The sequence below is a fragment of the Pantoea jilinensis genome (genome assembly GCF_019104105.1).
Lineage (GTDB): Bacteria > Pseudomonadota > Gammaproteobacteria > Enterobacterales > Enterobacteriaceae > Pantoea > Pantoea eucalypti.
The window spans coordinates 1701979-1716070 of the sequence record NZ_CP077746.1; the positions used below are offsets into that span (position 1 = coordinate 1701979).

The following is a 14092-nucleotide window of genomic DNA, read 5'->3' on the forward strand; positions in this document are numbered from 1 at the left end:
CCCGCGTGCGGGCGAAACAGCGGCATATTATAATAAACAGGGTCACCTTCCGGTGGCCCCGTTCTGCATTGTCAGATCCATCCCCGAAAGAACGCCTGTTTTTCCCATCTTATCTCCGCTTTGACTTAAGCCAGATTTGGCATCCTATGCTCAGAATTCCTGCCAACCGAGGTTTGTCGTGTCTGATAGCGACGAGGACAAAACAGAATCGCCCACGGCCCACCGACTTGAGAAAGCGCGTGAAGAGGGCCAGATTCCGCGTTCGCGCGAACTGACATCCGTACTGATGCTGCTGGCCGGCATCATGATCCTGTGGATGGGCGGCAACATGATGGCGCACCGGCTGGCGGCGATGGTCGCTACCGGGCTTCGTTTTGACCACGGCATGGTCAGAGATGACAAAATTATCGTCAGCCACATTGGCAGCCTGATCACGCAGGCACTGATGGCGCTGCTGCCGCTGATGGGCGGTCTGGTGCTGGTGGCGATTGCCGCCCCTATGCTGCTGGGCGGTATCGTTTTCAGCGGTAAATCGATCAAGTTTGATCCGAAAAAGATGAACCCGATTGCCGGCTTTAAGCGAATGTTCGCCGCTCAGGCCTGGACCGAACTGTTTAAAGGGATCCTCAAGACTATCCTGGTTGGCGCAGTGGGCTGGTGGTACATCTGGAGTCACTGGCCTGAGATGCTGCGGCTGATCAGCGAAGCACCGGTGACCGCGCTCATCCACGGCATGGAGATGATTGCGGTCTGCTGCTCGCTGGTGATGCTGGGGCTGATACCGATGGTGGGCTATGACGTTTTCTGGCAGCTCTACAGCCACTTTAAAAAGCTGAAGATGTCGATGCAGGAGATTCGCGACGAGCATAAGCAGCAGGAAGGCGACCCGCATGTTAAAGGACGCATCCGTCAGCAGATGCGCGCCGCTGCACGACGCAGAATGATGGCAGATGTGCCAAAAGCCGATGTCATCGTTACCAACCCGACGCACTACTCCGTCGCCCTGCAGTACAACGAGAAAAAGATGAGTGCGCCAAAAGTTGTCGCGAAAGGGGCCGGCGAGATCGCCCTGAGAATTCGTGAACTGGCTGCTGAACACCGCATCCCGGTTCTGGAAGCACCGCCGCTGGCGCGTGCGTTATATCGTCATACCGAAATTGGTCAGCACATCCCTGGCGCGCTGTATGCTGCCGTGGCCGAGGTGCTGGCGTGGGTCTGGCAGTCGCGTCGCTGGAAGCGCGAAGGGGGCCTGATTCCAACCAAACCAAAAGACCTGCCGGTTCCGGCAGAGATGGACTTTGCAGGAGAGAGCAAAAACGATGGCTAATAACCTGGCCGTAAAGCTACGTCTACCGGGCTTTAAAGATATGCAGTGGCAGGTACTGGCCGGGCCGGTACTGATCCTGATGATCCTGTCGATGATGGTTCTGCCATTGCCGCCGTTTATCCTCGATCTGCTGTTCACCTTTAACATTGCGCTGTCGATCATGGTCCTGCTGGTGGCCATGTTCACCCAGCGGACCCTGGAATTTGCGGCGTTCCCGACCATTCTGCTCTTCTCAACATTGTTGCGTCTGGCGCTGAACGTTGCGTCAACCCGTATCATCCTGATGGAAGGGCACACTGGTGCCGCTGCGGCCGGACAGGTGGTTGAAGCGTTCGGTCACTTCCTGGTGGGCGGTAACTTCGCCATCGGTATCGTGGTGTTTATCATCCTCGTGATCATCAACTTTATGGTTATCACCAAGGGTGCCGGTCGTATCGCGGAAGTGGGTGCGCGCTTTGTGCTGGACGGCATGCCCGGTAAGCAGATGGCAATCGATGCCGACCTCAACGCCGGTCTGATCGGTGAAGATGATGCCAAACGCCGCCGTGCAGAAGTGACCCAGGAAGCCGACTTCTACGGTTCGATGGACGGTGCGAGTAAGTTCGTTCGTGGTGATGCCATCGCCGGTATCATGATCATGGTCATCAACGTCATCGGCGGCCTGCTGGTGGGCGTGGTGCAGCACGGTATGGATGCGGGGCATGCCGCAGAGACCTATACGCTGCTGACCATCGGTGATGGACTGGTCGCGCAGATCCCGGCGCTGGTTATCTCCACTGCTGCCGGTGTTATCGTGACGCGCGTTGCCACCGATCAGGATGTCGGCGAGCAGATGGTCACTCAGCTGTTCAAAGATCCCCGCGTACTGATGCTCAGCGCCGGGGTGATTGGCTTACTGGGTCTGGTGCCTGGCATGCCTAACTTTGTTTTCCTGCTGTTCACCGCCGCCTTACTGGGTCTGGCCTGGTGGTTGCGTGGTCGCGAAGCACAGCCGAAGAAGAAAGTGGACGTTGCAGGCAGCATCAGCAACAAACCAGCAGACACGCCAGCCGCCACCGAAGCGTCCTGGACCGATGTGCAGCTGGAAGATACCCTGGGCATGGAAGTGGGCTACCGCCTGATTCCGATGGTCGATCATCAGCAAAACGGTGAGCTGCTGGGACGTATCCGCAGTATTCGTAAAAAGGTTGCTCAGGATGTTGGTTTCCTGCCGCCGGTGGTGCATATCCGTGACAACATGGAGCTGCCGCCTGCGCGCTATCGCATCCTGATGAAAGGGGTAGAGATTGGTAGCGGTGATGCCTATCCTGGCCGCTGGATGGCGATTAACCCGGGGACGGCTGCCGGAAGTCTGCCTGGTGAAGCGACCGTCGATCCCGCCTTTGGTCTGGCAGCGGTCTGGATTGATAGCGCACTCAAAGAGCAGGCGCAGATTCAGGGCTTTACTGTCGTCGAGGCCAGTACCGTTGTGGCAACCCATCTCAACCATCTTATCGGCCAGTTCGCCAGCGAACTGTTTGGCCGTCAGGAAGCGCAGCAGCTGCTGGATCGCGTAACCCAGGAGATGCCGAAGCTGACTGAAGATCTGGTGCCAGGCGTGATTTCACTCACCACGCTGCACAAGGTGCTGCAGAACCTTCTGGTGGAGCGGGTGTCGATTCGCGATATGCGCACCATCATCGAAACGCTGGCGGAACACGCGCCGGTGCAGAGCGATCCCCAGGAGCTGACCAGCGTGGTCCGTGTGGCGCTGGGCCGTGCGATTACGCAACAGTGGTTCCCGGGTAATGACGAAGTGCAGGTTATCGGGCTGGATTCAACGCTGGAACGTCTGCTGTTGCAGGCGTTGCAGGGCGGTGGCGGACTGGAGCCGGGTCTGGCCGACCGCCTGTTGAGTCAGGCACAGGCCGCATTGCAGCGCCAGGAGATGCTGGGGGCACCGCCGGTGCTGCTGGTCAATCATCCGCTGCGTGCACTGCTGGCGCGATTCCTGCGCCGCAATCTGCCACAGCTGGTGGTGCTCTCAAACCTGGAGCTGAGCGATAACCGTCAGATCCGTATGACTGCCACCATTGGAGGCAAATAATGCGCAGACTGATCATGGCATTGTTAATGATGCCACTGATGGCTCAGGCGGCTGGAGGGGCCTGGAGTGCCTCGGCTAACGGGCCGCTACTGGCGAACCGTGGCAGCTGGCAACGGGCGCAGCCGCTGACGCCACCCGCCGGCGTCGGTGGGGAAGTCAGCATCATTAACTGGCGTTATGAGCTGAGCAGGCCGGCGCCCTCTGGCCTGGAAGTGCGGCTGTGCGGTGAACAACGTTGCACGTCGCTTGAAGGTGCCAGCGGCACCACGCGCGGGCTGGCGCATCTGAATGCCGGTGAGACATTGCACATGGTGTTTGGTTTTGCGGGCAGCGGGGCGCTTCCACCCGGATTACGGGTGGTCAGCAGTGAAGTGATGGTCAATTACGAATAATGAATCAGCAACGTTGATGCCTGCGCGGGACACGCCGATGCACACCAGATATGTGCATCGGCTGTTACGTCGTTTACAGAGCAACAATTAACGCACTGACTCTCAGCCGATACATCAGGCACCGACGCAAAGGTCAGAATTCAGGCATTAACGCCTTTCATTCCCTCTTCCGAGTAACGCCCCCCTTTAACTTCTATTTGCCGGTGAAGTGCATTCAGCAACAGGAGATCGTTCTCTTCCAGCTGAATATCCGCGGCCTGCGCGTTTTCATTAAGATAAGCGATCTGCCTGGTGCCCGGTATCGGCACAATTCTTTCATACTGGGCCAGGAGCCAGGCCAGCGCAATCTGCCCGGTGGTGGCGTGATATTTCTCCGCCAGCGGCGTAATCGCATTTACCAGCTGCAGGTTGTGATCGATATTCTCCTGCTGGAAACGCGCGTTATTTTTGCGGAAATCATCCCCGGCAAAATCACTGTTCTGGCGGTATTTCCCGGTCAGAAAACCTCTGCCCAGCGGGGAATAGGGCACCAGACCGATACCGAGCTGTTTCACCGCTGGCAGGATGTCTTCTTCAATGTCACGCGTCCACAGAGAATATTCCGTCTGCAGCGCGGCCAGCGGATGGATGGCGTGCGCCCGATTCAGCGTGGCAGCCGACGCTTCACACAATCCAATCCGGGCAATTTTCCCCTCTTTTACCAGGCGGCTCAGACACTGCATGCTCTCCTCAATCGGTGTTGCCGGGCTGATACGATGCAGATAAAAGATATCAATACGCTCGACGCCCAATCGTTTCAGGGAGGCATGGCAGCTGCGGGTAATGTAGTCCGGCTTATTGTTAATGGTACGGGCATAAGCCTCATCTGCCGGACGCTCGATACCACATTTGGTGGCGACGGTGAACGTCAGGCGTTCAGCCTTGCTCATCCCGGCAAGAAACTCACCGATCAGCTGCTCATTGTGGCCACGTCCGTAAAGATCGGCGGTATCAATGAAGGTGATATCCAGGTCGCGCAGCTGGCTAAGCAGCTGGAGAGACTGGCGGTCGTCGGAGTGACCGTAAAATTCGCTCAGCCCCATTGCGCCATAGCCTATGGCGCTGACATCCAGACCCTGACTTAAGGTTCGCTTTTTCATTGTTTCTCCTCGTGAGTGAAAGGCGATTGTTTCACCCCGCGTGAAGGCAATGAATTGCTCTTTTCGTCATGCAAAAAAGGTATCAGGAAAGGTAAGACCGGGGACAACACAGGAGCGGGCGGAACCGCGCATCATCAGCCACAGGCAGCGCGACGTAAGAGGGCGGCGACTCAGTCCGATGAATGCGGGTGAGCGTCGTGATCAGCCGACTGTGAAAGCACGCTCAGCGCATTCAGCACTGCCGCATTTTTTTCATTGGCGCGAATGGCCGCATAAACATCAATCGTCAATTGCCGCGCCGCGCTTTCAGTCAGCGGGCGATAACAGAGTCCTGTCTGGTTAAAGGTACATTTTGACTGCGGCATCAGGGCGAATCCTTTGCCTCTGGCAATGTGCGACAGCATCAGCAGAGAATCATCCGGCTCTCTTATTCGTTTTAACGTGACGTTGAGCGTCGCAAAGTAGCGTTCGCATTTATCGTAAAACTGCGGATTGGCACTGCGCGCAAACCAGAACAGCGGCAGGTCGGCCAGCGCCTCCAGTGCGACCTTTTCTCCTGCCAGACTGGCAGGGTGCGTTGACGGCATAGCGAGCAGCAACGGTTCACGGTAAACCCAGGTGTACTGAACCAGGGTTTCCGCTTCCGAACCTTTTTCGCCAGTGAGAATTAAATCCAGGCTGTTTTTGGCCAGGCTTTGCAGCAGTTGAGCGGAGGTCAGGCTGGGCATCTCCATTTCATCGCTGGCATGGAAACTGGCGAGTTGCCGGTTAAGCGGTGCCATTAATTCAAAGTTGAGCGTGCGGGTCAGTCCGATACGTGGTCGCACAGCAGCAGGCTGCTTTAGGCTATTCAGCGCGGTAAGAATCGCTTCTGCTTTTGCAACCAGCGCACGGCCAGCATCGGTGAGCATCACCTCATGAGTCGTTCGGCTGAACAGCGGCTGACCGAGCAGATCTTCCAGGCTTTGAACCTGACGGGTGAGCGGCGGCTGCGTCATGCTGAGGCGTTCTGCGGCCCGGCGAAAATTAAGCTCGTGCGCAACAGCCAGAAAGCACTGCAATTGCTTTATGGTGGGAAGATGACTGCTGATAAGGTGCGCGGCGACAGACATAACACCATCCTGCTGCGGAAATTTGGGGGGCGTTCAGAGCGGATGACTGGGAACAGCAACGGAGAGGGAAATCCCTCTCCGTTTTACAGGTTACATGCGCTCGACGGTGTCGATACCCAGAGTATCCAGACCCTGCTTCAGCGTCTTCGCCGTCAGCGCGGCCAGCTGCAGACGGCTCAGGCGCGTTGCGTCTGATTCTGCGCTGAGAATCGGGCAGTGCTCGTAGAAGCCGGAGAACAGACCGGCCAGATCGTAGAGATAGGCACACATCACATGTGGCGTGCCGTCGCGAGCGACCTGAGTAATGACCTCTTCGAACTGTAGCAAACGCGTGGCCAGCTGTGCTTCGCGCTCTTCACTGATCACAATCTCTGCATCCAGCGAATCGGCATTAATGCCCGCTTTACGGAACACGGAAAGCACACGGGTATAGGCATACTGCATGTAAGGCGCGGTATTGCCTTCAAACGCCAGCATGTTATCCCAGTCGAAGATGTAGTCGGTGGTGCGGCTTTTTGACAGATCAGCATATTTGACAGCACTGATCCCCACCACTTCCGCCAGGGTTTTCACTTCCGCTTCGCTCATCTCCGGGTTCTTCTCACGCACCAGCGAGTAGGCACGCTGATAGGCTTCATCCAGCAGATCAGAGAGTTTAATAGTACCGCCGCTACGTGTTTTAAATGGTCGTCCATCTTTGCCCAGCATCATGCCGAATGCATGGTGCTCCAGCGGCACAGACTCCGGCACATAACCCGCTTTACGGACAATCGTCCATGCCTGCACCAGATGCTGATGCTGACGTGAATCGATGTAATAGAGTACGCGATTGGCTTTCAGCGTTTCATAACGATATTTCGCACAGGCGATGTCCGTGGTGGTGTAGAGGTAGCCACCATCCTTTTTCTGGATGATGACGCCCATCGGCTCACCCTCTTTGTTCTGGAATTCATCCAGGAACACCACGGTTGCGCCTTCGCTCTCGACCGCTAAGCCTTTCTGTTTCAGGTCGGAAACAATGCCGGGCAGCATGTCGTTATAAAGACTTTCACCCATTACATCGTTGCGCGTCAGCGTCACGTTCATGCGGTCGTAGATTTTCTGGTTCTGACTCATGGTGATGTCGACCAGCTTCTTCCACATCTGGCGGCAATATTCATCGCCACCCTGAAGTTTCACGACATAGCTGCGCGCACGCTCGGCAAACTCAGGATCTTCATCATAAGTGCGTTTTGCTTCACGGTAGAAGCCTTCGAGGTCGGCCAGCGCCATCTCTGCGTGATCTTCATTCTGCTGCTTTTCAAGGAACGCGATCAACATGCCGAACTGCGTACCCCAGTCGCCAACGTGGTTAGCGCGGATAACGTTATGGCCGAGAAACTCCAGCGTACGCACCGCCGCATCACCAATGATGGTGGAGCGGACGTGACCGACGTGCATCTCTTTTGCAACATTAGGGGCGGAATAGTCGACCACGATGGTCTGCGGCTCAGCCAGCTGCACGCCAAGACGCGGCAGGCTAAGTGCCTGACGGGCGTGTGTTGCCAGCCAGTTGTGGTCAAGGAAAATATTAATGAAACCCGGCCCGGCAATTTCAACCTTGCTGGCGATGCCGGTCAGGTCGAGGTGCTGAATCACCGCTTCCGCTAATTGTCGCGGTGCCTGTCCCAGCTTTTTCGCCACGGCCATAATGCCGTTGGCCTGATAGTCTCCAAACTGAACCCGTGCAGACTGACGAACCTGTGGTTCGCAATCGGCGGGTGCGCCGGCTAAAACCATTGCCTGACTGACTTTTGCGGAAAGAAGTGCCTGAATATTCACCGAGTTACCTTCATAAGCTGAACAGCGCCCTGGACTGCTAAACCGGGCTGTCATCATCTTGCCTGAGCACATCGCGTTACGGCGGGGCAGAAACGGATGGGGCAGACAAAATGGAAAAAAATGAGGGGAAAAGTATACGTGAAATGTGGATGGGCGTCAGCAGTTGGATGAAGCGGGGAAACAGAGCTGAAGAAGATGTTTCCCGGAGGCGTTAACGACGTCGCAGATGACGACGTGGGTTCTTTACGCTTTTATCTTCAAGCACCTTCCAGTGGCGCGCAATTGCGAATCCCATCAGTGCGATCAGTACAGCGACAACGATGAGCATAGACATATAGCCATTCCTTTTGTTTGTGTTAGGTCAAATTTATAGGAAGGCAGAGAATGCTGCAATTGTTTATCAGTCAATTGAGACTTATCTTATTGTATTAAAGAAGTTGATTATAATCATGCAGTTAACTCACTTTCATCAAGGAACTTATGGCCCTAAACAGGAGATAAATCCGAAATGAAAGATGTTATTATGAGGTTTTGCGTTAAATTTCAGTCCAAATAAGATGAATCTTATCATTATGTGACGTCAGGCACGCGGCGCTCCATAAACGAGACTGTTTATAAATGCTAAACAAATTGAGAGGATTTACGGTGTCAGAGCGATCTTTTCCGGCAGAATTGGACGATTTAAAGACAGATTTAAGGCGTTTTGAAAAATCGTTGCAAAGTTTTGCGCAGCAACTTGGTTTGCGCCTTAACGATCTTGAAGTGGACCATATTTCGGTGCGTTGTCATCAGGACACGACGGCGATCCGCTGGCAGCAAGGCCTGCAGCAGATGGGTACGCAGTTTTCCGCGACGATGATTAACGGACGGCAGATTTGCCTGTTTAAACTACATGATCCACTGGTTGTGGCGGGCAGAGAGATCGATGTGGTTGAGCTGCCGTGGCCGGGTGAGAAGCGTTATCGCCATGAAGGCTGGGAGCACATTGAAGTGGTGTTACGTGGCGATCATCGAACGCTGGGCATGCGCGCGATGGCATTATTGTCTGATGAGGCACTGACGCAGCCCGGTATTTCCTTTAAAACCAGCTCACCGCAGGGCGAGAATGAGCGTCTGCCTAATCCGACCCTGGCGGTGACGGACGGGCAGACAACCATCAAGTTTCATCCGTGGCGACTGGAGGAAATTGTCGCCAGTGAGCAGCACTAAATGCGGGCAGCCACGGCGCGTTTCAGTCGGGCAACCGCCTCGTCCAGTAGCGCTCGGGTACAGCCGAAATTGAGCCGGACAAACTGGTCGTTGCCGAACTCACGTCCGGCGGTTAAGCCCAGTCCGTGCTTCTCAAAATAGAGGGCAGGACTGGCCACACCCAGCGCGCTGGCATCAATCCAGGCCAGGTAGGTTGCTTCCGGGGTGGCAACTGACAGACCGGGCATTTTATTGACCTGAGATACCAGCCAGTCCCGGTTACTGCGCAGGTAAGCATTCTGTGCCTTCAGCCAGGGCTCACCTTCGCGCCAGGCTGCTGCTGCTGCGGTGATGGCCAGAATATCTACATCCGGCACAATGCCGCGTCGCACCCGGTTAAAGCGCGCGCGCAGTTCAGCATTCGGTATGATGGCGATGGACGCACCCAGACCGGCGATATTGAAACTCTTGGAGGGCGACATCAGCGTGACACTTCGCTGGGCCGCATCCTCACTTAGCGAAGCAAACGGAATGTGCTGCACGCCCGGTTCCAGTAGCAAATCGCTGTGGATCTCGTCGGAACAGACAATCAGATTGTGTTTCCGGGCGAATTCCAGCTGCGCCTGTAGTTCGTCCTGGCGATAGACCGTGCCGCCCGGATTCTGCGGGTTACACAGCATTAACAGCCGTTCTTTACCCCCAGTCTGTTCTTCGGCTGCATCCAGATCCAGCAGCCAGCGCCCCTGTTGCAACGTGACAGGCACATTGATCTGACCTCGCTCTGCCAGTTTTGCCGCCCCGCGAAACGGTGGATAGATCGGCGTGGGAGAAATCGTCAGCTCGTCCGACGCAGTGAAGGCACGCACGGCGAGATTCAGTCCACTCACCACGCCGGGTAAAACCACAATCCATTCCGGATTGACGTGCCACTGATAGCGTGAGGCGAGCCACGCAACTGCGCTGTCGAGAAACGCTACCGGCGTATCGCCATAGCCGAAAATGCCATGCCCGGCGCGGGTTTTGATCGCATCGATAACGCAGTCAGGCGATCGGAAATCGGTATCTGCCACCCACAACGGCAGAATGTCCTGGTCCGCATATTTGTTCCATTTAAGGCTATCGCTGTGACGACGGTCTATCCGTTGGTCGAAATTGAATGCCATAGTTAACTTTCCCGGTAAACTCATATCAGCAGCCAGACTAACTGATGAATCTGCCTTGAACCAGAGTCATGTAAAGGAGAAGAGAATGACCACACTGGAAATTTGCTGCTATGGCGTGGATTGCGCCGTGACCGCACAACAGGCGGGCGCCGATCGGGTTGAACTTTGTGCCGCACCGCGTGAGGGTGGTCTGACCCCATCGGCAGGGATGCTGAATGCCGCCCGGCGCGAGGTTTCAATCCCGGTTCATCCTATTGTCCGGCCACGGGGTGGTGACTTTTGTTATACCGCGCGCGAGTTTGAAGCGATGAAATCGGATGTGGCGTTGATACGCGAACTGGGTTTTCCGGGGCTGGTCATTGGGATGCTTGATGAGGACGCGCATATCCATCATGGTCAGATGCGGCAGATTATGGCGCTGTGTGACGGCCTGTCAGTGACGTTCCATCGCGCCTTCGATCTGTGCCACAGCCCTAAGCGAGCGCTGGAAGAATTAACAGATTTGGGGGTAGCGCGCATTCTGACATCCGGTCAGCAACACAGTGCTGAAAACGGAATTGCACTCCTCAGGGAACTAAATGAGGCCAGCACCGGTCCTATTATTATGGCGGGTGCCGGGGTTCGTCTCAGCAACCTGCAAAAGTTTCTCGACATGGGTATTGATGAAGTTCACAGCTCGGCAAGTCGCCTGATGGTGTCGCCGATGCGCTACCGCAAAGCGGGGGTCTCCATGTGTTCTGAAGCCGAAAGCGATGAGTTCAGCCGCTACTGTGTAGACGGCGATGTCGTTGAGGCGATGAAAAGTGTGATGCAGATGAGCACCGTTCGGGTCGCCTGAATCACAACAGATTTTGCCGCGCAGCACGCCGATTATTGACGTGGTGTTTGCAAGTACCAAACCCCAGTATTCTTGCTGGGGTTCTTTTTGTCTGAAGCCCTCTCAAGTGCAGTGACCTTATTCCGGGGTTCTCTGGCATTGTCATGATGTGAACGGAAGATGACACCTGACGTTTGTGCCTTTTCACCTCTCTAATCATTTAAAGCACTGCAGGCCGGAATCGTCAAAGATTGGCGCTGTTTATCACCACAGCGTTTACACTGAAAGCAACGTCGCCTGGAAATTACCCTATGAAACGCAATCAGATTCTTGTTTTAAGCCTGATGCTGACTGCCTGGACTGAAAGCGCAGCGGCCAGCGCCTGCAGCCCGAATAATGCGGCCGTTGCAAACAGCAATAACCTTATTCTGCTGGGGGGAAACGCGAAAGGCGCTGTGAAGCAGGTGATTGCGGGCGAGTTTGGCAAAGATGTTAACTCGCAAAAGCGGGTGCTGGGGCAGTTTGACGCCTGCGGCGATCTGACCGTCGCCGACGTCAGCTACGATAAAAGCGAACGTAATGTGATTCTCAGCATGGAGCAACATATCGCCAGAGTGCAGGGCGGCTGGGTGGCGGAATACGCCTATCTGGTCAAAGTGCTGAAAGAAGGTAAGGAAGTCGTCGTGGATAATCGACAGGGAACGATTAACTGGCAGAAAGGCCGGCATGGCACGATTACCAGCGCCTCTGATAGATTTACCAGCATGGGGAAAAGCGGCTTTACCGACATCACCTATCGCTATGATCCCCAGCTACGGCTGGAGAAGAGCGTGGCGCGCGGCAGCGATCCGCTGACCAACGGTGAATTTCACTATCACTGGAACCCAAAAGGTCTGGTCACGCGCACCACATCTGCAAGAGGCACCGACGAATACACCTATGATCCTCAATGGCGTGAAGTACGACTTAACGGCACCGAGACCACACCGCTGAGCACCATCCGGTCGGTTGATGAGTGCCAGTCATGGGATGAGGTCGGCAACTGTACACTCAGCTATCTGCATGAGACCGAGATCTTTACGCGTGGCACTATCGAGCGCCACCTCAGTTCGGCTTACAAATATGAGTACTGGAACCAGCCTGCGACAGAAGAGTAACAGGCGATCGGGTGATCGCCCGTTCCTGACCTATTTTACAGTCTGACTAAAGGCATCCAGTGCCAGCAGAGCATTAGCGATATCTTCGGGTGACAGGTGTGGGTTGAGGTTTTTCAGCGTATCTCCCTCACTGTTTGCCAGCGCCCCCACTTTCACCAGATTCTCCCAGCTTTCATTTTCCAGATGCAGCTCCCGGAGTGTGGTTGGCATATTGATTGAGCGATAAAAGCGTATATAGCGCGCAATATCCTCATCCGTACGCTTCTCAAGCACCATCTGCGTCAGCGTGCCATAGGCAACTTTCTCGCCATGAGTCAGATGGTGGATATCGCCATCGATGGCGGTAAAACCATTATGAATCGCGTGAGCGGCTGCCAGACCACCGTTCTCAAACCCCAGTCCCGAGAGCAGCGTATTGGCCTCAACGACCGCTTCCACCGCTGGCGTTACCCGTTTTTCGGAAACGGCAACATAGGCGCTGTAACCCCATGTAAGAAGCGTTTCTTCACAGGCTCGGGCAATGGCCAGCCCGGCAAGTGTCGGATCACCGTTAACCATTGATTTCGCATGCGAACGTGCCACGGCCTGCGCTTCAACCCAGGTCGCCAGTCCATCTGCAATGCCTGATGCAAACAGCCGTGCTGGCGCACTGGCGCAGACTGCCGTGTCCACGAGCACCAAATCTGGATTTTTGCTGTAAAAGCGATAGCTCTCGAATACACCGCTGTCAGAATAGATGACCGACAGGGCGCTACAGGGCGCATCGGTGGACGCAATGGTTGGCACGATAGCCACCGGCAGTTTAAGTTCATCCGCCACCGCTTTAACCGTATCCAGCGTTTTTCCCCCGCCCAGGCCGACAATCACATTACAGCCCTGACTTTTTGCGAGCGCACTGAGTCGGGAAATCTCATTACTGGAGGCTTCGCCATTGAATTGCTGCCAGCTGAATGTCACGCCAGCGGAATCCAGGGCGTGTTGCGTCCGTTCGCCAATCAACGTCCAGACCGTGTTGTCAGCCACCAGAAAAGCCTGATCGCCCAGTTCAGTCAGATACGTTCCCAGCTCGTCCAGCACTCCTGCGCCCTGTACATATTTACGGGGTGAGGAAAAAATAAATTTACTCATAATCAAAACTCCCTGATATGAATGAATCAACCTGATCCAGTCTGGCACAATCCGGGAAGAGTGACAGTTGATGAAGGATTGCGGTCACCGGAGCTGTTAAGCTGCGTGAACACCCAGGAGATAACGGAGAAATCATGATGAGCGCAATGCTCTTTTCATTTCTGCTTGCGATAACCATTCTGACACTCACACCCGGATTTGACACCGCACTGGTGCTGCGAACCGCTATCGCGCAGGGCTGGCAGCGCGCCTGCGCCACCGCGCTCGGCGTGACGCTGGGCTGTCTGATCTGGGGAGTGGCGGTAGGCCTGGGGCTGGGTGCGCTATTGCTGGCCTCTGAAATTGCATACAACCTGCTGAAGTGGATGGGGGCGGCCTGGCTGCTCTGGCTCGGTATCAGGCTACTGCTTAAACCGCGTCAGCAACCGCTCATCGTGGACGAACAGCCTGCCAGGTCGCAGGGTTATCTGGCCTGCTTCAGTCGGGGGTTGATGGGGAATCTGCTGAATCCAAAAGTGGGCGTGTTTTACGTCACCTTCCTGCCACAGTTTATTCCGGCCGGGGCGTCAGTGGCGCTCTGGTGCACACTGATGGCGCTGGCACATATGCTGCTGGGGCTGATATGGAATGCCGTGTTAATCGGCGGCAGTCACTATTTTGCGGGTCATCTGCAAAAACCGCGGGTATTAAAGGTGATGGATCGCCTGACCGGCTGCGTGTTTATTGGATTTGCGGCGAAACTGGCGTTGTCTCGCCGCTGAG

General features: G+C 55.4%; 13 protein-coding genes. 7 read left to right on the plus strand and 6 right to left on the minus strand.

The genetic code is table 11. The features are described 5' to 3' along the window. Positions 1-178: 178 nt before the first annotated feature. The 3 genes from flhB to flhE are packed head-to-tail and all read left to right on the plus strand — an operon-like array spanning position 179 to position 3805. Complete coding sequence (gene flhB / locus KTJ90_RS07890) at positions 179-1327, plus strand: flagellar biosynthesis protein FlhB (protein WP_003849164.1); 1149 nt, start codon at positions 179-181, stop codon at positions 1325-1327. Continuing rightward, complete coding sequence (gene flhA / locus KTJ90_RS07895; protein WP_003849166.1) at positions 1320-3413, plus strand: flagellar biosynthesis protein FlhA; 2094 nt, start codon at positions 1320-1322, stop codon at positions 3411-3413. The genes flhB and flhA overlap by 8 nt, the downstream gene beginning before the upstream one ends. Continuing rightward, the gene (gene flhE / locus KTJ90_RS07900) at positions 3413-3805 is read left to right on the plus strand and encodes a flagellar protein FlhE (protein ID WP_105099091.1); all 393 of its coding nucleotides are present in this window, start codon (positions 3413-3415) and stop codon (positions 3803-3805) included. The genes flhA and flhE overlap by 1 nt, the downstream gene beginning before the upstream one ends. Positions 3806-3945: 140 nt before the next feature. Here the strand turns inward: flhE and KTJ90_RS07905 are convergent, their stop codons facing one another. The 4 genes from KTJ90_RS07905 to KTJ90_RS07920 all read right to left on the minus strand — a co-directional run bounded on the left by KTJ90_RS07905 (position 3946) and on the right by KTJ90_RS07920 (position 8211). Beyond that, positions 3946-4944 (minus strand): aldo/keto reductase, encoded by a 999-nt coding sequence (locus tag KTJ90_RS07905; RefSeq protein ID WP_457173009.1) that lies wholly within the window; start codon positions 4942-4944, stop codon positions 3946-3948. 170 nt (positions 4945-5114) lie between these two features. Beyond that, positions 5115-6056 (minus strand): LysR family transcriptional regulator, encoded by a 942-nt coding sequence (locus tag KTJ90_RS07910; RefSeq protein ID WP_457173011.1) that lies wholly within the window; start codon positions 6054-6056, stop codon positions 5115-5117. A gap of 90 nt (positions 6057-6146) precedes the next feature. Continuing rightward, positions 6147-7877, minus strand: coding sequence for an arginine--tRNA ligase (gene argS, locus KTJ90_RS07915; RefSeq protein WP_033743091.1), 1731 nt, complete (start codon positions 7875-7877; stop codon positions 6147-6149). Positions 7878-8088: 211 nt separating this feature from the next. Next, on the minus strand, positions 8089-8211 hold the full coding sequence (locus KTJ90_RS07920; protein ID WP_003849175.1) for a hypothetical protein: 123 nt from the start codon (positions 8209-8211) through the stop codon (positions 8089-8091). 284 nt (positions 8212-8495) lie between these two features. Here KTJ90_RS07920 and KTJ90_RS07925 point away from each other — a divergent pair, with 284 nt between their 5' ends. Continuing rightward, positions 8496-9086, plus strand: coding sequence for a VOC family protein (locus KTJ90_RS07925; RefSeq protein WP_050540834.1), 591 nt, complete (start codon positions 8496-8498; stop codon positions 9084-9086). Here KTJ90_RS07925 and KTJ90_RS07930 read toward each other — a convergent pair. Further along, on the minus strand, positions 9083-10228 hold the full coding sequence (locus tag KTJ90_RS07930) for a MalY/PatB family protein (protein ID WP_003849179.1): 1146 nt from the start codon (positions 10226-10228) through the stop codon (positions 9083-9085). The two genes, KTJ90_RS07925 and KTJ90_RS07930, sit on opposite strands and share 4 nt — an antisense overlap. Before the next feature lie 85 nt (positions 10229-10313). On the opposite strand from KTJ90_RS07930, the gene cutC reads away from it, so the two are divergent. Beyond that, positions 10314-11066 carry a copper homeostasis protein CutC gene (gene cutC / locus KTJ90_RS07935; protein WP_003849180.1) on the plus strand — a complete coding sequence of 251 codons (753 nt, stop codon included), beginning with the start codon at positions 10314-10316 and terminating at the stop codon, positions 11064-11066. A 290-nt stretch (positions 11067-11356) separates the two neighbouring features. Then, a complete protein-coding gene (locus KTJ90_RS07940) occupies positions 11357-12202 on the plus strand; it encodes a hypothetical protein (protein ID WP_442843707.1) in 846 nt (281 codons plus the stop codon). Positions 12203-12232: 30 nt separating this feature from the next. Here the strand turns inward: KTJ90_RS07940 and KTJ90_RS07945 are convergent, their stop codons facing one another. Continuing rightward, on the minus strand, positions 12233-13330 hold the full coding sequence (locus KTJ90_RS07945) for a glycerol dehydrogenase (RefSeq protein ID WP_485526309.1): 1098 nt from the start codon (positions 13328-13330) through the stop codon (positions 12233-12235). Between the two features lie 137 nt (positions 13331-13467). Between KTJ90_RS07945 and KTJ90_RS07950 the strand changes: the two genes are divergently transcribed. After that, positions 13468-14091: a LysE family translocator gene (locus KTJ90_RS07950; RefSeq protein ID WP_003849184.1), complete on the plus strand. Its 624-nt coding sequence runs from the start codon at positions 13468-13470 to the stop codon at positions 14089-14091. The last annotated feature ends 1 nt before the right edge of the window (position 14092 follow it).

Bases quoted from the DNA above. Each gene is read 5' to 3' on its own strand.
- flhA (WP_003849166.1), top strand. From the start codon at position 1,320: ATGGCTAATAACCTGGCCGTAAAGCTACGTCTACCGGGCTTTAAAGAT.
- flhE (WP_105099091.1), top strand. From the start codon at position 3,413: ATGCGCAGACTGATCATGGCATTGTTAATGATGCCACTGATGGCTCAG.
- KTJ90_RS07905 (WP_457173009.1), bottom strand. From the start codon at position 4,944: ATGAAAAAGCGAACCTTAAGTCAGGGTCTGGATGTCAGCGCCATAGGC.
- KTJ90_RS07910 (WP_457173011.1), bottom strand. From the start codon at position 6,056: ATGTCTGTCGCCGCGCACCTTATCAGCAGTCATCTTCCCACCATAAAG.
- KTJ90_RS07920 (WP_003849175.1), bottom strand. From the start codon at position 8,211: ATGTCTATGCTCATCGTTGTCGCTGTACTGATCGCACTGATGGGATTC.
- KTJ90_RS07925 (WP_050540834.1), top strand. From the start codon at position 8,496: ATGCTAAACAAATTGAGAGGATTTACGGTGTCAGAGCGATCTTTTCCG.
- KTJ90_RS07930 (WP_003849179.1), bottom strand. From the start codon at position 10,228: ATGGCATTCAATTTCGACCAACGGATAGACCGTCGTCACAGCGATAGC.
- cutC (WP_003849180.1), top strand. From the start codon at position 10,314: ATGACCACACTGGAAATTTGCTGCTATGGCGTGGATTGCGCCGTGACC.
- KTJ90_RS07940 (WP_442843707.1), top strand. From the start codon at position 11,357: ATGAAACGCAATCAGATTCTTGTTTTAAGCCTGATGCTGACTGCCTGG.
- KTJ90_RS07945 (WP_485526309.1), bottom strand. From the start codon at position 13,330: ATGAGTAAATTTATTTTTTCCTCACCCCGTAAATATGTACAGGGCGCA.
- KTJ90_RS07950 (WP_003849184.1), top strand. From the start codon at position 13,468: ATGAGCGCAATGCTCTTTTCATTTCTGCTTGCGATAACCATTCTGACA.